Raw genomic sequence first — 17,891 nt, 5'->3', positions numbered from 1 at the left:
AAGCCGAGCGTGGGCTCGGCGCTACACGTATACCTTCGCCACGCGCTTGACCGCGCACGGCAGCTGGTACGCGCTCACGCCGCAGCGCGGCGCCAGTTCCGCCAACGTCGGCGCACTGCCCCACAGTTCCACCACGCTGCCCACCGCGGCCTGCGGATGCGCCGTCAGGTCCACCGTCAGCATGTCCATCGACACGCGCCCGATCAGTGCGCCGGGCTGGCCATCGATCAATACCGGCGTGCCATTCGGGGCGAACTGCGGATAACCGTCGGCATAGCCCAGTGCAACCACACCCACGCGGGTGCGCGCCTTGGCCACGAAGCGCGCGCCATAACCCACCGGCTCACCCGCTTCGATCCAGCGTTCGGCGATCACCTTCGACTGCATCGTCATCACCGGGCGCAGGCGCTCGGTCAGCGTGGTGTCGTCCGGCAGCGGGTTCGCGCCATACAGCATCAGGCCCGGGCGCACCCAGTCGCTGCGCACGTCCGGCCAGCCCAGCAGCGCCGGCGAATTGCACACGCTGGTCTCGCCATGCAGGCCGTCGATGGCGCGCGCGAAGGTCGCCGCCTGTTCGTGGGTGCGTTCGCTGTCCAACTCGTCGGCGCGCGCCAGGTGGGTCATCAGCACGATGCGCTCGACCTGCGGCAGCGCTGACAGGCGCGCGTGCGCCGCGCGGAAGCTGTCCACGTCCAGGCCGAGGCGATGCATGCCGCTGTCCAGCTTCAGCCACACCGTCAACGGGCGCGGGCTGTCGAAGGCGGCGACGGCCTCCAGCTGCCACGGTGAACCCACGGCGAACCAGAAATCATGCTCGGCCACCAGCGCCATGTCGCTGGGTTCGAAGATGCCTTCCAGCAGCAGGATCGGCGCACGGATGCCGGCCTGGCGCAGTTCCAGCGCCTCTTCGATGGTGGCCACGCCGAAGCCATCGGCCTCGCCTTCCAGCGCCTGCGCACAGCGCACCGCGCCATGCCCATAGGCATCGGCCTTGATGATCGCCAGGGCCTTGCCACCGCCCAGTTCACGGGCGAGCCGGTAGTTGCTGCGCAGGGCGCCCAGATCGATCAGCGCGCGGGCAGGACGCATGTGCGGTTCTCTTGTTGCGGCGCGTGACCGTACTGGCCGTAGCGGAAAATATCCAGGCCTTCGGTGCTGATCTGCGGCTGGCGCGCGCTCATCAGGTCAGCCAGGTAGCGGCCCGAGCCGCAGGCCATGGTCCAGCCCAGGGTGCCGTGGCCGGTGTTGAGGTACAGGTTGCGGAACGGCGTGGCGCCGATCACCGGCGTACCGTCCGGCGTGGCCGGGCGCAGGCCGGTCCAGAACTGCGCGCGCGACAGGTCGCCGCCCTTCGGGTAGAGGTCGCTGACCACCAGCTCCAGGGTCTCGCGGCGTCGCTGCGACAGCGACAGGTCGAAGCCGGCCACTTCGGCCATGCCACCGACGCGGATGCGGTCGTCGAAGCGGGTGACCGCCACCTTGTAGCTCTCGTCGAGGATGGTCGAGGTCGGCGCCATCGCCGGGTCGGTGATCGGCAGGGTCAGCGAATAGCCCTTCAGCGGGTACACCGGCAGGCGCATGCCCAGCGGTGCGACCAGCGCCGGCGAATAGCTGCCGAGCGCGACCACGAAGCGGTCGGCGGTTTCCAGCTTGCCGTCGATGCGCACGCCGGTGATGCGGTCGCCATCGAACTCCAGGCCGGTGATGTCCTGGTCGAAGCGGAACTCGACACCAGCATCCACGCACATCTGCGCCAGGCGACGGGTGAACAGCTGGCAGTCGCCGGTCTGGTCACGCGGCAGGCGCAGCGCACCGACCAGGCCATCGACATGCGCCAGGGCCGGTTCGGCCTGGATGATGCCGGCGCGGTCCAGCACCTCGTACGGCACGCCGTACTGGGCCAGGATCTCGATGTCCTGCGCCGAGGCATCCAGCTGCTGCTGGGTGCGGAACAGCTGGGTGGTGCCCAGGTCGCGGCCTTCGAATTCGATGCCGATCTGCGCGCGCAGCTCGTTCAGGCAGTCGCGGCTGTACTCGGACATGCGCACCATGCGCGCCTTGTTGATCGCATAACGCTCGTGGGTGCAGTTGCGCAGCATCTGCCACAGCCAGCGGTACTGGGCCAGGTCCATGCCCGGTTTGATCGCCAGCGGCGCGTGCTTCTCGAACAGCCAGCCGATGGCCTTCTTCGGCACGCCCGGGGCCGCCCACGGCGAGGTGTAGCCGAATGACAGCTGGCCGGCATTGGCGAAGCTGGTTTCCAGCGCCGGGCCGGGTTGGCGGTCGATGACCGTGACTTCAAACCCGGCCTGTCGCAGGTACCAGGCACTGGTGGTACCAATCACGCCGCTGCCGAGAACTAGGACTCGCATGGGACTTCTCCAACCCGATCATTCCCTGCACTGGAGCGCACAGGGACCATAATTGGGGAAGTATAGACAGCCATTCCCAGTTGATTTGCCTGTTTTGAAATCAACCGGCAGGATGTTCTCCTGCAATTCATTCCCCAAGGTTGACGACCATGGCCACCCGTACCCGCGAACTGGACAAGATCGACCGCAAGATCCTGCGCATCCTGCAGGCCGAGGGCCGTATTTCCTTCACCGAACTGGGCGAGCGGGTCGGCCTGTCGACCACGCCGTGCACGGAGCGCGTGCGCCGGTTGGAGCGCGAAGGGGTGATCACCGGCTACCACGCTCACCTCGACCCGGCCGCAGTGAAGGCCAGCCTGCTGGTGTTCGTGGAAATCAGCCTGGCCTACAAGTCCGGCGACATTTTCGAGGAGTTCCGGCGCGCGGCGCTGAAGCTGCCCAACGTGCTGGAGTGCCATCTGGTGTCGGGCGACTTCGATTACCTGCTGAAAGCGCGGATCAGCGAAATGGCCTCCTACCGCAAGCTGCTCGGCAGCACGTTGCTGACACTGCCGCACGTGCGCGAGTCGAAAAGCTACATCGTGATGGAAGAAGTGAAGGAAACGCTGAGCTTGCCGATTCCCGATTGAGGCAGTTGCGATCGGGGTCAGAGCCCGCGTTGCGGGATCCGACCCCGGTCAGGATTCGGCAAGGGGTCGGATCCCGCGCAGCGGGCTCTGACCCCCGACCATGGTGACAGTCAACGCTGCTGTGGATGTTTCTGCGAGCGCTGTTCCTGCTGCTTGCCGCCCTTGTGCGGCTGCTGCGAGTCCATCTGCTGTTGCTGTTGCTGCTGCGGGTTGCGGCCCTGCGGTTCCTTGCCGGGATGACGGTTCTGCTGGTTTTTCATGATCGCGATCCAGTGGACAAAGGACATGCGGCGGCGAAATGCCGGCGCACGGCCACGTTGGTCCCGGAACGGTTAATCGCAGGCGAAAAAGCAGTGATCTGCGGCAGGTTGTTTTCGTGCGTTCAGCGCGCACAGCCCGCAGCCGCTGCCCACCTGGATTGGCATTGGAGGTCAGCGCTTGATCTGCTGGCCATCGCCGGCCGGCACGCTGTCGTAATAGCGGCCGGTGCGCGAGTCGAACACGCGGTTCGGGCCGGCCGGGCGCACCCCGGGAACGATGCGGCCATTGCGGTCATAGACCTTGTCGGCAGGCTTCGGGACCGGCGCCGGCGCGACCTGGGCCGGACCGGTGGACTTGATCGGCTGCGTCGGCTGTGGCGAGGGCAGTACCTGCGGCTGCGGGCGCGCGGCCTGTGGTGGCGGCACCGCCGGCTGCGGTGCCACGGTGGTCGCACTACGGGTGGCGGTCGGGCTCGACGATGTCGGTACCTGGGCCTGCGCGACCAAGGGCAGCAGGGCCATCAACAGCAGGGAAAGGGTCGATTTCATGGCACGCTCCGGCGTGGTTCGCATTCACCATGCGCCAGCGCCTGTGTGCCGCCCATGAACGGCCATCACACTTGCAAGCGGGCGCCAGCACCCCCACGTTTTCCGGCACCCCCAGGCCATCGACCCCACGGAGCGCCGCCATGACCGCCTTCGATCTGACGCCCCCCACTGCCACCCAGACCGAGGCGCTGGTTGCCGGTCTCAGCAGCGAGGAACGCCGCGTGCTGCTGCAGCACGGCACCGAGGCGCCGTTCTGCGGGGTATTCCTCGACAACAAGCGCGAGGGCGTCTATTGCTGCCGCCTGTGCGCGCTGCCGCTGTTCCGCTCCAGCACCAAGTTCGATTCCGGTACTGGCTGGCCCAGCTTCTTCGCTCCGTTCGACCCAGCGCACGTGCGCGAGATCCGCGATACCAGCCACGGCATGGTCCGCACCGAGATCACCTGTGCGCGCTGCGGCAGCCACCTCGGCCACGTATTCCCGGACGGTCCGCCGCCCACCTACGAGCGTCACTGCCTGAATTCCGTCTCACTTTCATTCACTGGCAATGGTGAGCCGTGGCCCGATCCACTGCAGCGTGGCGGTGCCGAGGCCGGCATGGCGGGCTGAAATACCCGCTGACCGATTTCACAGAATTCCCTCTTCAGAAAACCGGGCGACGGGCCGACAAGGAGATATCCCCTCTCCTTGCGTCGCCCCATGCTCATCATCGTTGGATTCCTGGTCGTCATCATCAGCGTGATCGGGGGCTACCTCGGTGCCCACGGCCGCCTGGGTGCCCTCTGGCAACCCTACGAGCTGGTCATCATCGGCGGCGCCGCGCTCGGCGCCTTCCTGGTCGGTACCCCGGCCAAGACCGTCAAGCAGACCCTGCAGGCCATGGTGGGCGTGTTCAAGGGCCCGCGCTACAAGCAGCAGGACTACATCGATGTGCTCAGCCTGCTCTATGAACTGCTCAACAAGGCGCGCCGCGAAGGCTTCATGGCACTGGAAGACCATGTCGAGCGCCCAGCCGAGAGCGCCTTGTTCGGCAACTACCCCAAGGTGCAGGCCGACCATCACCTGATCGACTTCATCACCGACTGCCTGCGCCTGATGATCGGCAGCAACATCGAGCCGCACGAGCTGGAACCGCTGCTGGAACTGGAGCTGGAAAAGCACCATGCCGAAGCCATGGCGCCGTCGCAGGTGTTGACCAAGGTCGCCGACGGATTGCCCGGTTTCGGCATCGTGGCGGCGGTGCTGGGCATCGTCATCACCATGGGTTCGATCGGCGGCGACATCGTCGAAGTGGGCGGCCATGTGGCCGGTGCGCTGGTCGGTACCTTCCTCGGCATCCTGCTGGGCTACGGCTTCGTCGGCCCGATGGCGGCGGCGATGGAAGCCCGCGCCGAACAGGACAGCCGCATCTACGAATCGGTCAAGACCGCCCTGCTGGCCTGCCTGCGCGGCTACAACCCGAAGATCGCGCTGGAGTTTGCCCGCAAGACGCTGCCGTCGAACGTGCGCCCGGCCTTCTCCGATTTCGAGCAGCACCTGAAGACGGTCAAGTAAGCCATGGCCGAGAACAAGCCCACCGTCATCGTCCGCCGGGTCAAGAAGGCCGGCCACGCCGCCCACCACGGCGGCTCGTGGAAGGTGGCCTACGCCGACTTCGTGACCGCGATGATGGCGTTCTTCCTGGTGCTGTGGCTGATGGCCACCACCAACAAGAACGACCGTGCGGCCATTTCCGAGTACTTCCGCAACCCCAGCCCGCTGAGTGGGCAGAACGCCACGCCGGCGCCCGGCATGGCCGGCCCGGGCGGCGCCAGCACCTCGATGATCAAGCTGGGCGGTGCCACCGACATCTCGCGCGGCAACAGCAACGATCCCTTCCAGAACCAGAAGGAGGCCGTGCCGCAGCCGGTGGACCAGCAGCAGCGCGACAAGCAGCAGCTGGAAGCGCTGATGAAGGAACTGCAGGAGGCGATCAGCAGGAGCCAGGCGCTGGAGCCATTCAAGGACCAGCTGCTGCTGGACCTGACCCCGGAAGGCCTGCGCATCCAGATCGTGGACAAGCAGAACCGGCCCATGTTCGACCTTGGCAGCGCCACGCTGAAGCCGTACACGCAGCAGATCCTGCACGAACTGGCCGAGTACCTGAACCATGTGCCGAACCGGATCAGCCTGACCGGCCACACCGACATCACCGCCTATTCGGCCGCACGCGGCTATGGCAACTGGGAACTGAGCGCCGATCGTGCCAACGCCGCACGGCGCGCACTGGTGGACGGCGGCCTGGAGGACAGCAAGATCACCCGTGTGGTCGGCCTGTCCTCGTCGGTGCTGTTCGACAAGACCGACCCGCAGAACCCGATCAACCGCCGCATCAGCATCGTGGTGATGACCAAGGCCGCCGAGGAGGCCGCCCTGGCCGGTGCCGGCCCGCAGGTGGGGCTGTCGGCGCCCACCGCCGACCCGGACGTGCAGGCCGCGCAAGGTGAGGCCGCGCCCGTGGCACGTTGAGCCGGGGTCAGATCCCTTTTCCATGGAAAGGGATCTGACCCCGCCTGCGTGCGGCCGGTACAATGGCGGTCTTTCCGTTTCCAGGTGATTTCACCCCCATGTCCCAGAACTCCAAGGCCAAGCGCGACAAGCGCAAGAAGCAGCAGGCCAAGCGCCCGTTCCTCCGCCTGAATGCCCAGCAGCAGGTGCAGAACCATGCCGTGCTGACCAACGAAGACGGCCAGGTGGTAGCGGCCATCGGCCTGCAGGGCCGTGAGTGGCTGCTGGCCATCGGCGGCCAGACCATGGGCAATGCCGAGAACCCGGTGCCGATGCTGGCCATGCTCAAGCACCTGGCCAACGTGCAGGAAAAGGAAGGCCGCAAGGTCAACCTGGAGTACTCCGAACTGCTGCAGAAGCTGCTGGACACCCTGGCGGCCGAATCCGAGCAGACCGCCGACGAGTACCTGGACAAGCTGGTTGCCGAGTTCGAAGGCGTCGACGCTGCTGAAGGCGAGGAAGGCGAAGCCGCCGAGGGCGACGTGGCCGAAGAAGCCGCTGCCGAGGCCGCTCCGGCCGCTGACAGCGACAGCAAGCCGCAGGCCTGAACCGGCCGCGGCGGTGACGGTCTACGTCGATGACGCGGTGCATCCCTGGCGCGGACAGCGCTGGGCGCACCTGATGGCCGACACCCTGGCCGAGCTGCACGCGATGGCGGCGCAGCTCGGCATTCCCCCGCGGGCCTTCCAGAACAAGGCCAGCGGTGCCCACTACGATGTCACTTCCGAGCTGCGCGCACAGGCGATCGCGCTCGGTGCGCGGGCGATCTCACGGCACACCGACCGTGAACTGGTCAAAACGGTGATTGCCAACGCCAGGGCGCAGTACCGGCCGTAGGCCACGTCGCGGGTTCGCCGGACACCAACCGGCACCGACCGGGTAGAGTCGACTGTCAGTCGACTATCGCGCGCAGCGCGGGGTTCTCGCGGCCGGATGGGAGAGCAGTCGACTAACAGTCGACGCTACCCCGTCGGGTCGTCTCCAGCGGATCAACCCGTCAGGCCGCGCCCAGCAGATCGTCCCCGCCGGGTCGTGCCGGGCGGATCGGCCCATCGCTCAGAACGGGTCGCTGCCCAGGCGGATTTCCACGTTCAGCAGCGAGCACAGCGCCAGCATTGCGTCGTCGTCGCGGGTCAGCGCCATCACGCCGGTGAAGCCGTCGCTGCCGGCATCCACGCTCCACAGCGTGTAGTTGTGCTCGCGCAGGCGGTCGAAGGCGGTGGACATCAGCTGCACGCCGTCCAGGCCTTCGGCGAAGTCCTCGTCATCCAGGTCGCCGCCCCAGTCCAGCTGCAGGTTGAAGCGCGCCGACAGCTCGTTCACTGCCGACTGCAGCGATTCCAGATCATCACGCTCGACCTCGAAACCGGACTGCCAGGCGATGGCCGTGAACAGGGCCGGCAGCCAGTCGCTGTCCGCTTCCAGCGGCTGCCCGTCCTCGGCCAGGTGTTCGCGCCAGCGGTTGAACTGCTGCAGGGCCAGTTCCTCGTCGCCCGGGTTGATCAGCACCAGCAGGTTCCAGACCCGTGCCTCGAAGCCATCTTCGTCGAAGTCGTGGATGTCTTCCTCGAAGTCGAAATAGTCGCTGTTGTCGGGCATGGCGGAACCTCCTCTGGGGCAGGCCGGCATTCTACGGTTTATCCTGTGCCGCTGAAGCCGGCCTTGGTGGCCGTCACTGTGAATGAAGCGATGAGCGATACCCCTCCCGACCACCTGGCGATCAACCCGGCCAGCCCCTTCCATGATGCGCAGGCGCTGGAGCGCGGCGTCGGCGTGCGTTTCAACGACGTCGAGCGTGACAACGTCGAGGAATACTCGGTCAGCGAAGGCTGGATCCGCGTGCAGGCCGGCAAGGCCCGCGACCGCCGCGGCAACCCGATGACCATCAAGGTCAAGGGCAAGGTCGAGGTGTATTTCCTGGACCAGAAGCCGGAATAAGCACGGCTCCCGGATCCTGGGGTCAGATCCCTTTCCTGCGGAAAGGGATCTGACCCCGATCAACGCGGACCAAGGTCCGCACCCACCCGGGGTACAGGGTCATTCGCGCTTGCGCGATTCCAGCAGGTCCAGGTTGCGGATCAGGCGCCGCGAGATCTCATCGGAGATCACCCCGCGCCGGGTCAACCGGAACAGCTCCTCGCGCTCGGCATTGAGGCCGGCGCTGCGCAGCTGGCGGTAGCCCATTTCCATGCGCCGTACCTTCTCCGGGTCCACGTCGGGCCCATCACTGTCGCGCTCCAGGTGCCGCTGGTAGAGCAGGCTCACCCGCGAGGCGGCGTCGTTGTACAGCTGCACGTTCTCGGTGTTCTGGTTCATCACCAGCTGCTGGCGCATGCGCTCGACCCCGGCCAGCGCGGCCTTCGACGACAGCCGGCGTGCCAGGTCCTCTTCCTTGCGCTCGCCCGAGTCAGCCGGAAGCTGCAGGCCCTTCAGCAGCTGTGGCAGCGCGATGCTGGCGCCCAGCAGCGAGAACAGGATCACCGATGCGGCCAGGAAGATCACCAGGTCACGCGCCGGGAACGCACTGCCGTCGGGCAGGAACAGCGGCAGGGTCAACACACCGGCCAGGGTGATCGCACCGCGCACGCCGGCCACCGAGGTCGCCACCACGATGCGCCAGTTCGGTGCCTCGCCCCGCTCCAGGCCGCGACGGCGCGCGCGCAGCAGGTTCCAGCGCAGCGACAACCACACCCACAACAGGCGCAGCACGACCAGTGCCAGATTGATCACCACCACATACACCAGCAGCCACCACGCACTCTGGTGGCCGGTCTCGTTCATGGTGGTGGTGGCGCGTTCGACGATGCCCGGCAGCTGCTCGCCCAGCAGCACGAACATGATGCCGTTGAAGCTGAACTGCAGCATGTTCCAGACCCCGGCGCGCTGCACGCGCATGCTGCCGGAGACGCGACCGGTCAGCTCGACATAGCTCATCGCGATACCGGCGGCGACCGCGGCGAGGATACCCGAGGCATGGATCTCTTCGGCCAGCAGGTAGGCCGCGAACGGAATGAGCAGGTTGACCAGCATCGCCGCGCCGGGCTCCTCGCCAAAGCGGCGCCACAGCCAGCGCTGGAAGGTGGACACACCCAGCGTCACCGCCACGCCCACCGCCAATCCCGCCACCGCCACCCACACGAAGGTCAGCGAGGCCGTGGCCAGCGAGAAGGTGCCGGTCATCACCGCCGCCACCGCGAAGCGGAAGCAGACCAGGCCCGAGGCATCGTTCAGCAGCGACTCGCCTTCCAGGATGTGCATCAGGCGCTTGGGAATCGGCGCCTTCGAAGCGATCGCGCCCACCGCCACCGGGTCGGTCGGCGAGACGATGGCCGCCAGCGCGAAGCACACCGCCAGCGGCATCACCGGAATCAACCAGTGGATCAGGAAGCCGGCGCCGATGACGGTGAACACCACCAGGCCGAACGCCAGTTCGAGGATCGCGCCCTTGTCGCGGAACAGGCCCTGCTTGGGAATGCGCCAGCCATCGAGGAACAGCAGTGGCGGCAGGAACAGCAGGAAGAACACTTCCGGCTCCAGCGCGTGGCCACGGTTGAACACCCCGGCGATGACCGCACCCAGGCCGATCTGCACCAGCGGCAGCGGCAACGAGAACGGCAGGACGCGAACCAGGTAGCCGCTGGCGACAACGGCCACCAGCATCGCCAGGACGACTTCAATGGTATGCATGCTTCTTCCAGGAAGCGGCGCGTGGGGAGGCTTGGAGGCCAGCGCCGGAAACCCGGAAAAAACTACCACATGCGCCCATGGCCGCGACGGCCGGGGCCGCCGCGCGTCAGCCCCGGCTCATGCCCCGTCGAAGCGGTACAGATCCATGGCAAGGAAGCCGGCATCGATGCCGGCATCGATGCGACGCGCACCGAAACCGCCCTCGCCGGCCGCGCCCATTGCAAAGAACAGCGGCAGCAGGTGCTCGTCGGTCGGGTGCGCGCGTTCGGCGAACGGCGCCTGCCGGCGGTAATCCAGCAGGGCCTGGCGGTCATCGGCGGCCAGGCGCTGCTCCACCCATTCGATGAAGGGCCGCACGTACGGCGCTTCCTTGCCGTCCTGGTAGTCGCCCCAGTCGTGCAGGTTGTGGGTGATGCTTCCGGAGCCGACCAGCAGCACGCCCTGTTCGCGCAGCGGCGCCAGCGCACGGCCCAGCGCGAACTGATGCTCGGGGCCGAGCAGCGGCTGGATCGACACCGGCACCACCGGGATGTCCGCCTGAGGGCGCAACAGCCGCAGCGGTACCCACGCGCCGTGGTCGAGGCCACGCTGCGGGTCGATGGCCACTGGCAGGCCTGCGGCGGCGATGCGGCCGGCCACTTCTTCGGCCAGTGCCGGATCACCCGGTGCCGGGTACTGCAGTTCGAACAACGCGCGCGGGAAGCCACCAAAGTCGTGGATGGTCGGCGGCTGCGGATGCGCACCGACCAGCGGCTGCCGGCCCAGCCAGTGCGCCGAGGCCATCACGATGGCGCGTGGCGTCGGCAGATCGCGCGCCAGCTCGGCCAGGCGCACGCCAACCTGGCCCGGCTGCAGGGCAGTCATCGGCGAACCATGGGAGATGTACAGCGAAGGCAGGCGGGACATGGAATTCTCCAGTTGCAGGATCAGGCGGCGATCAGCGCGAACGCAGGGTCCACTTGCCATCGCCGAGCAGGAACAGCACCACCAGCGCCAGCGCCCAGAACGCCGGGTATTCCCAGCCGCCGCCAGCATTGGCGAAACCGAAGCCGTTGGCGCCGTGCACGGTGACGATGGTGCCCAGCAGCAGCGGCACGCCGACCAGGCCCACCCAGCGTGCGTAGATGCCCAGCAGCAGCGCGACGGTGATCACCAGTTCGACGCCGATGGTGAGGTAGCCGAGCACACCGGGCAGGCCCAGAGACTCGAAGAACGCCGCCGTACCGGCCGGGGTGAAAACCAGCAGCTTGGTCAGTGCGTGGACCAGGAACAGCACGCCCAGAGCCAGGCGCAGCAGGGTGGCGCCATACGGCGCCAGCGGCGAAACAGGAGCGGTCGTGGTGTGCATGGCAAAGCACCTTGAAGGGAGTGGGCACAGGTTATTGCGCCTTCACTGGCCGATAAATACGATCGTTTGACCGTATTTATTTCACAAGGCGCAACAATGGACGCCCTCGAGGCGATGCGCGTGTTCGTGGCGGTGGTCGAGCGCAACGGCTTCAGTGCCGCCGCCCAGGCCCTGGACATGTCCACCGCCGGCGTCACGCGCCAGGTCGCGGCGCTGGAAAAGCGCCTGTCCACCCGCCTGCTCCACCGCACCACGCGCCGGGTCAGCCCAACCAGTGCCGGCGCGGCCTACTACGCCCAGTGCGTGCGCCTGCTGGCCGAATTCGACGCGCTGGAAGCCAGTATCGGCGCGCAGGCGCTGGAGCCCTCGGGCACGCTGCGCATCAACGCGCCGGTCAGCTGGGGCATTGCCCGCCTCGGCCCGTTGCTGGCCAGCTACCGCGAACGCTTCCCGCAGGTGGAACTGGACCTGGCCCTGTCCGACCGCCTGGTGGACATGGTCGAGGAAGGCTACGACGTGGCCATCCGCATCACCCGCGAGCCCAGCCCCACGCTGATCGCACGCCGCCTGGGCGAATCGCGGGTAAGCCTGTGCGCCGCGCCCTCGTACCTGGCCGCACGCGGCACCCCGCAGACCCCGCAGGACCTGCAGGCACACGCGTGCCTGAGCTACAGCTACTGGGCCGCCGGCAACAACTGGCCGCTGCAGGGGCCCGGCGGTGAAGTGAAGGTGGCGGTAAGCAGCCTGCTGCATGCCAACAACGGCGACGTGCTGCGCGAGGCCGCGATTGCTGGCATGGGCGTGATCCTGCAGCCGGATTTCCTGCTGGAAGACGCGCTGGCCGATGGCCGCTTGGTACGCATCCTGCCGGAGTGGGAGGCCTCGCCGATCGGCATCTTCGCGGTCTATACCAGTCGCAGCCACCTGGCGCCGAAGGTACGCAGTTTCATCGACCACCTGGTGGAGGCCGGGGTGTAGCCGAGCCTGGCGTTTGCCGGTAGTGCCGGCCGCTGGCCGGCAATCAGACACATCCCGGTCCTGGGCGAATGCCGGCCAGCGGCCGGCACTACCACTTAGGCGGCCACCTCATCCAACGCGTCGATGATCCGTTCCAGCGGTGCCGGCCGCCCCAGCAGGTAACCCTGCACCTGGTCGCACCCGTGCGCAGCCAGCCAGTCCAGCTGCCCCGGCGTTTCCACGCCCTCGGCGATGATGGTCAGGCCCATGCTGTGGCCCAGCGACAGCAGCGCGCGGCAGATCGAAGCATTACGCGGGTTGGTTTCCACATCGGCAACGAAACTGCGGTCGATCTTCAGGATGTCCAGCGGCAGATGCTGCAGGTAGGACATGCTGGAATAGCCGGTGCCGAAATCATCCAGCGACACGCTGATGCCCTGCTCGTGCAGGCGCTGCATGGTCTGCATCGCCTGCGCCGGCTTGCGCATCAGGCTGCTCTCGGTCAGCTCCACGTGCAGCGCACCACGGGCCAGGCCGAAGTCCTGCTGCGCACGCGTGAACTCGGCCACCAGGTCACTGTTGAAGAACTGCACCGCCGACACGTTGACCGCGATCGGCAGCTCGCCCCAACCGGCATCGACCAGCCGCCGCTGCGCTTTGGCCGCAGCACGGATCACCCAGCGCCCCAACGCCAGGATCAACCCGGTGTCTTCGCACAACGGAATGAACTCGTTGGGCGGAATGAAGCTGCCATCGGCCTGCGGCCAGCGCAGCAATGCCTCCAATGCCGCCGGGCTGCCATCGCTGGCATGCCGGATCGGCTGGAAGTACAGCTGGAACTCGTTGTCGATGGCCGCATGGATGCGCCCGGCCAGGCGCAACCGGTCGGCCAGCCGCGTGGTCACCGCTGCGTCGAACCAGACCACCACGTTGCCCTCGGCACGCGCCGCGTGCGCCGCCTGCGCGGCCATGCCGATCACCTGTTCGGCGCTGTGGCCGTCACCGGCCACATGCACCGCCACGCCGATGCGCGGCTCGAACTGGTGCAGTGAATCCTTGCCACGCATCGGCGCCGACACGATCTGCAGCAGGTCGTCCAGCACGCGCTGGGTATCGTGCTCCGAACCGATGGCGAACACGAAGTCCTCCGCCGGCTGGAACGCCAGCGTGCCGCAGCGTGCGCCCAACCCGCCCAGGCGGGTCGCCATCGACTGCAGCACGGCATCACCGATCTCACGGCCCAGCGTATCGGCCACCAGCTGCAGTCCGCGCAGTTGCACGAAGGCGATGGTATAGCCCTCGCCCTGCTCATCCAGCTGGTCGGTCAATGCACGCACGTTGAGCAGGCCGGTGGCCGGGTTGTGCCGTGCCTGGTAGGCCAGGTCGCGCTCGTAGGCCAGCCGTTCGCTCACATCCTCGGCCAGCACCAGGCACGCGGGCTGTCCGTCGAAATCGAGTTTGGACAGGTGTGCGCGCACCTCGAACACACTGCCGTCCTTGCGCCGGTGCAGGCGCACGGTTGCGTCGGGGGGATCGCCCACCTGCGCGCGCTGGATGGCACCACGCACCTCGTCCCAGCCTTCGCGCGGGCGGATGTCGAGGATGCTCATCGCCAGGAACTCCTCGCGGCTGTAGCCGTACTGGCGCACCGCCGCGTCATTGACCTCGATGAAGCGCAGCGTGTCCGGGTCGAACACCCAGAATGGCGCCGGGTTGCGGTCGAACAGCAGGCGGAAGCGGCGTTCCACTTCGCTCATCTGCTCGCGCGCCTGGTAGCGTTCGCTCAGGTCGGTCAACGCGCCGATCATGCGTCGTTCGCTGTCGGCCACCTCCACCCGCTGTCCGCGCGCGCCCACCCAGCGCACTTCACCACCGGGCAGCACCAGGCGGAACACCTGGTCGAGCACTGCGCCGCCGGCAAAGGCCTGGTCGAAAGCCTGCTGCAGGCGCGCGGCATCATCGCGATGCACGCGAGCGAAGAAGTCGGCCACCGGCAGCGCATCGGTCTGCACGCCGAAGATCTCGCGCGCCAGGGGGGACCAGCGCAGCAGCGCGGCGTCCTCATCCACGTACCACGTGCAGACACGCCCGACCTGATGGGCCAGACGCAGCTCGGCATGACCCGCCTTCAGTTCCTCGGCCATCGCCTGCTGGCTGCGGGTACTGCGGCGCACCGCATACAGCAGCACCAGCAGCACCACGATGTAGGCCAGCACGATCGCCACCGATGCCTACAGGTACGGCCACCAGGGTGCCAGCACGTCCTCATCGGCCAGGCCGATCTGCACCGCCAGCGGGCTGCGGTCGAGCGTACTGATGGTCGTGATGCGCGGCACACCATCGACCACGCCGGGCAGGCTGCCGAGCTCGACCACCGCCTGCTTGCCGAGCAGGTCACGCCGCGGCAGGTCGTAGCGGCGACCGACCGTGCCATGCGGATCGGGCACGCGCGCCAGCATGTAACCCTCGGCGTCGGTGATCGAGACCAGCCCGTTGGGACCAACATCCAGGCCGTCGGCGATGCGCTGCAGTTCACCACAGCGCAGCCGCGCCAACAGCCAGCGTTCACCGGCCATCGGCAGTGCCAGCGGCACCACCCAGTCGCCATCGCTGGCCCGCTGCGGCGGGCCGATGTACAGGGCACTGCCCTGCCCCCGGCGCAGCGGGTCGGTCCACAGCGGCAGCTGCAGGTCGCCGCGCCCGGCGGTCAGCGCGCGCCCGTGGCGGTCCAGCACCACGATGCTGTGCAGTTCAGCGTGGCGGCGCAGCACGCCACCGATGGCCGCATCCAGCAGTACCGGGGCCTGTGACGGCACGCTGCGGAACAACTCACCGGCATCGCCGGCGATGCCGGTCATCGCCCGCTCCAGATTGCGCAGTTCCAGCGCCAGCAGGCGCTCGCTCCCCACCGCCAGCGCCCGGCTCTGCCGCTGCGCGGCTTCCAGGCGGCGGTGATGGTCGTTGGCCAGCATGGTGGCCAATCCGGCCACCAGCAACAGGCCCAGCAGCACGCCGCCCCAGGTGATGGCGCGCAACGGACGGGCCAACGCCCGCTTCAACGCGGGCATCGGTCGATCTTCCTTGTGCAGTCGGCTGGCTTCATGCGCGAACGAATCCTCCACATCCCCGACCTCAACGGCCGGCGGACGCCATTCTTGACGCCTGACCCCGTCCTGCATGGCCACCTCCCCGTGTCCGCGCAGGGCTCCAGGGCCCAGCATGCACCACCCCGGTGACGGCGTGAAGATCGCTTCGGCGCGTTCAGCCAGATCCTGCACAGGACCGGCCAGCCACAGGGACGGCCAGCCGGGCTGCGGCGGATTAGACTTGGGGTTTTCCGCTGCAAGAGAAGTCCATGTCCAAGCTGCGCCGTCCCACCCTGGCACTGGCCATCGTTGCCAGCCTGTCCCTGGCTGCCTGCGACCGTCCGGCCGATCCGGCCGCTGGCACCGCCAAGCCCGCCGAGGCTGCACCCGCTGCCGCCAAGCCGATGCTGGGCAGCTTCGGCTTCGATGCCAGCGGCATGGACCGCAGCATCGCGGCCGGCGATGACTTCTTCGGCTTCGCCAACGGCACCTGGGTGAAGAACACCGAGATTCCGGCCGATCGTTCGCGCTTCGGCAGCTTCAACGTCATCGCTGAAAAGACCCTGGCCGACACCCGCGCCATCCTCGAGGGTGCGGCCGGCAATGCGCAGGCCAGCGGTGACGACAAGCTGATCGGCGACTACTACGCCGCCTACATGGACGAAGCCGGCATCGAGCAGCACGGCATCGCCCCGGTGCAGCCGCAGCTGAAGGCCATCGAGACCATCGCCGACAAGGCCGGCCTGGCACGTGCCCTCGGCGGCGACATGCGCGCCGACGTCGACCTGCTCAATGCCACCAACTTCTACACCGACCGCCTGTTCGGCCTGTGGGTCTCGGTCGACATGCTGCAGCCGGACCGCACCGCGCCGTACCTCGTGCAGGGCGGCCTGGGCATGCCCGACCGCGACTTCTACCTGGGCGGCGGCCGCATGGCCGAACTGCGCAAGCAGTACCAGGGCTACATCGCGCAGATGCTGCAGCTGGCCGGCGTGGCCGACCCGGCCGGCAAGGCACAGCGCATCCTTGCGCTGGAGACGAAGATCGCGCAGGCGCATGCCACCCAGGAAGAAACCAACGACGTGACCAAGGGTGCCAATCCGTGGACCCAGGCCGATTTCAACGCCAAGGCACCGGGCATGGACTGGAACGCCTTCCTTGATGCGGCCGCGCTGGGCGAGCAGCAGGACTTCATCGTGTGGCAGCCCAAGGCCGTGGCCGGCCTGTCCAGGCTGGTCGCCACCGAGCCGCTGGAGGTGTGGAAGGACTACCTGGCCTTCCACGCGCTGGACCGAGCCGCCGCCTACCTGCCGAAGAAGTTCGCCGACGCCCGCTTCGCCTTCCATGGCACCGCGCTGAGCGGCACGCCGCAACAGAGCGACCGCTGGAAGCGCGCCGTGGATGATGCCAACCACGCTGTCGGCGAGGCCATCGGCAAGCGCTATGTCGAGAAGCACTTCGACGCCAGGACCAAGGAGCGTGCGGACGAAATGGCGAAGAACATCATCGCCGCCTTCGCCAAGCGCATTGACGCACTGTCGTGGATGTCGCCGCAGACCAAGGCGCATGCCAAGGCCAAGGTCGCCGGCCTGACCGTGGGGATGGGCTACCCGGAGAAGTGGCGTGATTACACCGGCCTGGAGATCCGCCGCGATGACGCGCTCGGCAACGCACAGCGCGCCGAGCTGTTCGAATACCAGCGCAACATCGCCAAGCTGGGCAAGCCGGTCGACCACAGTGAGTGGGCGATGCTGCCGCAGACCATCAATGCGATGAACGTGCCGCTGGAAAACCGCCTGGTGTTCCCGGCCGCGATCCTGCAGCCGCCGTTCTTCGACGGTGCCGCCGACGACGCGGTGAACTATGGTGCGATCGGCGCGGTGATCGGCCATGAGATCAGCCACGGCTTCGACAACGCCGGCGCGCTGTTCGACGAGTCCGGCAAGCTGCACAACTGGTGGACCGCCGAGGACCTGAAGCAGTTCAACGCTGCCGGTGATGCGCTGGCCGCGCAGTTCAGCAGCTACGAGCCGTTCCCGGGCGTGCATGTGAACGGCAAGCTGACCTTGGGCGAGAACATCGCCGACGTGGCCGGCCTGGGCACTGCCTACGATGCCTACCAGCTGTCGCTGCAGGGCAAGCCGGGCCAGACCCTGGAAAGCTTCACCCCGGACCAGCGCTTCTTCCTCGGCTTCGCCCAGGCGTGGCGCAGCAAGAGCCGCGAGCAGGCGCTGCGCAACTCGCTGCTGACCGATGTGCATGCGCCAGGCCAGTTCCGCGCACTCACCGTGCGCAACATCGACGCCTGGTATCCGGCGTTCGAAGTAAAGGAAGGCCAGAAGCTGTACCTGGCCCCGGACAAGCGGGTCAAGGTGTGGTGATGTAACCGGAACGGGCGCCGCGAGGCGCCCGTTTCATTTCCCGGTAGCTGCCAACCTTGGTTGGCAAATGCCCCGC

At 67.5% G+C, this 17,891-nt stretch carries 17 protein-coding genes and 1 pseudogene; 9 read left to right on the top strand and 9 right to left on the bottom strand.

Translation table 11 applies throughout. The annotated features are described in order from the left end of the window. Positions 1-21: 21 nt before the first annotated feature. Positions 22-1,089: an alanine racemase gene (gene alr / locus CKW06_RS02630; RefSeq protein ID WP_005412128.1), complete on the bottom strand. Its 1,068-nt coding sequence runs from the start codon at positions 1,087-1,089 to the stop codon at positions 22-24. Continuing rightward, entirely contained in the window at positions 1,068-2,372 is a 1,305-nt protein-coding gene (locus tag CKW06_RS02625) for a D-amino acid dehydrogenase (RefSeq protein ID WP_005412127.1), read from the bottom strand. Before CKW06_RS02625 ends, alr begins: the two co-directional genes overlap by 22 nt. Positions 2,373-2,521: 149 nt before the next feature. On the opposite strand from CKW06_RS02625, the gene CKW06_RS02620 reads away from it, so the two are divergent. After that, positions 2,522-3,001 carry a winged helix-turn-helix transcriptional regulator gene (locus CKW06_RS02620; RefSeq protein ID WP_005407919.1) on the top strand — a complete coding sequence of 160 codons (480 nt, stop codon included), beginning with the start codon at positions 2,522-2,524 and terminating at the stop codon, positions 2,999-3,001. A gap of 110 nt (positions 3,002-3,111) precedes the next feature. Here CKW06_RS02620 and CKW06_RS02615 read toward each other — a convergent pair whose 3' ends face one another. After that, on the bottom strand, positions 3,112-3,288 hold the full coding sequence (locus CKW06_RS02615) for a hypothetical protein (RefSeq protein WP_024957102.1): 177 nt from the start codon (positions 3,286-3,288) through the stop codon (positions 3,112-3,114). A gap of 144 nt (positions 3,289-3,432) precedes the next feature. Then, a complete protein-coding gene (locus CKW06_RS02610) occupies positions 3,433-3,810 on the bottom strand; it encodes a hypothetical protein (RefSeq protein ID WP_024957103.1) in 378 nt (125 codons plus the stop codon). Positions 3,811-3,950: 140 nt separating this feature from the next. Here CKW06_RS02610 and msrB point away from each other — a divergent pair, with 140 nt between their 5' ends. The 5 genes from msrB to CKW06_RS02585 all read left to right on the top strand — a co-directional run bounded on the left by msrB (position 3,951) and on the right by CKW06_RS02585 (position 7,193). Further along, positions 3,951-4,418 (top strand): peptide-methionine (R)-S-oxide reductase MsrB, encoded by a 468-nt coding sequence (gene msrB, locus CKW06_RS02605; RefSeq protein WP_005407916.1) that lies wholly within the window; start codon positions 3,951-3,953, stop codon positions 4,416-4,418. A gap of 90 nt (positions 4,419-4,508) precedes the next feature. Next, entirely contained in the window at positions 4,509-5,363 is an 855-nt protein-coding gene (gene motA, locus CKW06_RS02600; protein ID WP_005407915.1) for a flagellar motor stator protein MotA, read from the top strand. 3 nt (positions 5,364-5,366) lie between these two features. Further along, positions 5,367-6,317 carry a flagellar motor protein MotB gene (gene motB, locus CKW06_RS02595; protein WP_024957104.1) on the top strand — a complete coding sequence of 317 codons (951 nt, stop codon included), beginning with the start codon at positions 5,367-5,369 and terminating at the stop codon, positions 6,315-6,317. Between the two features lie 98 nt (positions 6,318-6,415). Then, positions 6,416-6,904: a hypothetical protein gene (locus CKW06_RS02590; protein WP_005407913.1), complete on the top strand. Its 489-nt coding sequence runs from the start codon at positions 6,416-6,418 to the stop codon at positions 6,902-6,904. Between the two features lie 13 nt (positions 6,905-6,917). Further along, on the top strand, positions 6,918-7,193 hold the full coding sequence (locus CKW06_RS02585) for a DUF4031 domain-containing protein (protein ID WP_005412122.1): 276 nt from the start codon (positions 6,918-6,920) through the stop codon (positions 7,191-7,193). A 219-nt stretch (positions 7,194-7,412) separates the two neighbouring features. Here CKW06_RS02585 and CKW06_RS02580 read toward each other — a convergent pair whose 3' ends face one another. Next, positions 7,413-7,955, bottom strand: a complete 543-nt coding sequence (locus tag CKW06_RS02580; protein ID WP_012479021.1) for a DUF6630 family protein — start codon at positions 7,953-7,955, stop codon at positions 7,413-7,415. Between the two features lie 90 nt (positions 7,956-8,045). On the opposite strand from CKW06_RS02580, the gene CKW06_RS02575 reads away from it, so the two are divergent. After that, positions 8,046-8,294: a DUF3297 family protein gene (locus CKW06_RS02575; protein WP_005415112.1), complete on the top strand. Its 249-nt coding sequence runs from the start codon at positions 8,046-8,048 to the stop codon at positions 8,292-8,294. 99 nt (positions 8,295-8,393) lie between these two features. On the opposite strand, the gene CKW06_RS02570 is transcribed toward CKW06_RS02575, so the two are convergent. From CKW06_RS02570 to CKW06_RS02560, 3 genes are all read right to left on the bottom strand, one after another. Beyond that, the gene (locus CKW06_RS02570) at positions 8,394-10,043 is read right to left on the bottom strand and encodes a Na+/H+ antiporter (RefSeq protein ID WP_005407909.1); all 1,650 of its coding nucleotides are present in this window, start codon (positions 10,041-10,043) and stop codon (positions 8,394-8,396) included. Between the two features lie 117 nt (positions 10,044-10,160). Then, the gene (locus tag CKW06_RS02565) at positions 10,161-10,949 is read right to left on the bottom strand and encodes a dioxygenase family protein (RefSeq protein WP_005407908.1); all 789 of its coding nucleotides are present in this window, start codon (positions 10,947-10,949) and stop codon (positions 10,161-10,163) included. 31 nt (positions 10,950-10,980) lie between these two features. Continuing rightward, on the bottom strand, positions 10,981-11,391 hold the full coding sequence (locus tag CKW06_RS02560) for a DoxX family protein (protein WP_005407907.1): 411 nt from the start codon (positions 11,389-11,391) through the stop codon (positions 10,981-10,983). A gap of 96 nt (positions 11,392-11,487) precedes the next feature. On the opposite strand from CKW06_RS02560, the gene CKW06_RS02555 reads away from it, so the two are divergent. After that, positions 11,488-12,369, top strand: coding sequence for a LysR family transcriptional regulator (locus CKW06_RS02555; protein WP_024957105.1), 882 nt, complete (start codon positions 11,488-11,490; stop codon positions 12,367-12,369). A gap of 95 nt (positions 12,370-12,464) precedes the next feature. On the opposite strand, the pseudogene CKW06_RS02550 reads toward CKW06_RS02555, so the two are convergent. Continuing rightward, a pseudogene (locus CKW06_RS02550) lies at positions 12,465-15,527 on the bottom strand (bifunctional diguanylate cyclase/phosphodiesterase). 176 nt (positions 15,528-15,703) lie between these two features. Between CKW06_RS02550 and CKW06_RS02545 the strand changes: the two are divergent. Then, positions 15,704-17,815, top strand: coding sequence for a M13 family metallopeptidase (locus CKW06_RS02545; protein ID WP_024957106.1), 2,112 nt, complete (start codon positions 15,704-15,706; stop codon positions 17,813-17,815). Positions 17,816-17,891: the final 76 nt, after the last annotated feature.

Source organism: Stenotrophomonas maltophilia (assembly GCF_900186865.1).
GTDB lineage: Bacteria > Pseudomonadota > Gammaproteobacteria > Xanthomonadales > Xanthomonadaceae > Stenotrophomonas > Stenotrophomonas maltophilia.
This window is presented reverse-complemented; position numbering and strand designations above follow the sequence as displayed.

Excerpts from the sequence above, each read along its gene's own strand:
- CKW06_RS02610 (WP_024957103.1), bottom strand. The coding sequence starts at position 3,810 with ATGAAATCGACCCTTTCCCTGCTGTTGATGGCCCTGCTGCCCTTGGTC.
- CKW06_RS02580 (WP_012479021.1), bottom strand. The coding sequence starts at position 7,955 with ATGCCCGACAACAGCGACTATTTCGACTTCGAGGAAGACATCCACGAC.
- CKW06_RS02555 (WP_024957105.1), top strand. The coding sequence starts at position 11,488 with ATGGACGCCCTCGAGGCGATGCGCGTGTTCGTGGCGGTGGTCGAGCGC.
- CKW06_RS02575 (WP_005415112.1), top strand. The coding sequence starts at position 8,046 with ATGAGCGATACCCCTCCCGACCACCTGGCGATCAACCCGGCCAGCCCC.
- CKW06_RS02620 (WP_005407919.1), top strand. The coding sequence starts at position 2,522 with ATGGCCACCCGTACCCGCGAACTGGACAAGATCGACCGCAAGATCCTG.
- motB (WP_024957104.1), top strand. The coding sequence starts at position 5,367 with ATGGCCGAGAACAAGCCCACCGTCATCGTCCGCCGGGTCAAGAAGGCC.
- CKW06_RS02615 (WP_024957102.1), bottom strand. The coding sequence starts at position 3,288 with ATGTCCTTTGTCCACTGGATCGCGATCATGAAAAACCAGCAGAACCGT.
- CKW06_RS02570 (WP_005407909.1), bottom strand. The coding sequence starts at position 10,043 with ATGCATACCATTGAAGTCGTCCTGGCGATGCTGGTGGCCGTTGTCGCC.
- CKW06_RS02625 (WP_005412127.1), bottom strand. The coding sequence starts at position 2,372 with ATGCGAGTCCTAGTTCTCGGCAGCGGCGTGATTGGTACCACCAGTGCC.
- msrB (WP_005407916.1), top strand. The coding sequence starts at position 3,951 with ATGACCGCCTTCGATCTGACGCCCCCCACTGCCACCCAGACCGAGGCG.
- motA (WP_005407915.1), top strand. The coding sequence starts at position 4,509 with ATGCTCATCATCGTTGGATTCCTGGTCGTCATCATCAGCGTGATCGGG.
- CKW06_RS02565 (WP_005407908.1), bottom strand. The coding sequence starts at position 10,949 with ATGTCCCGCCTGCCTTCGCTGTACATCTCCCATGGTTCGCCGATGACT.
- alr (WP_005412128.1), bottom strand. The coding sequence starts at position 1,089 with ATGCGTCCTGCCCGCGCGCTGATCGATCTGGGCGCCCTGCGCAGCAAC.
- CKW06_RS02545 (WP_024957106.1), top strand. The coding sequence starts at position 15,704 with ATGTCCAAGCTGCGCCGTCCCACCCTGGCACTGGCCATCGTTGCCAGC.
- CKW06_RS02590 (WP_005407913.1), top strand. The coding sequence starts at position 6,416 with ATGTCCCAGAACTCCAAGGCCAAGCGCGACAAGCGCAAGAAGCAGCAG.
- CKW06_RS02560 (WP_005407907.1), bottom strand. The coding sequence starts at position 11,391 with ATGCACACCACGACCGCTCCTGTTTCGCCGCTGGCGCCGTATGGCGCC.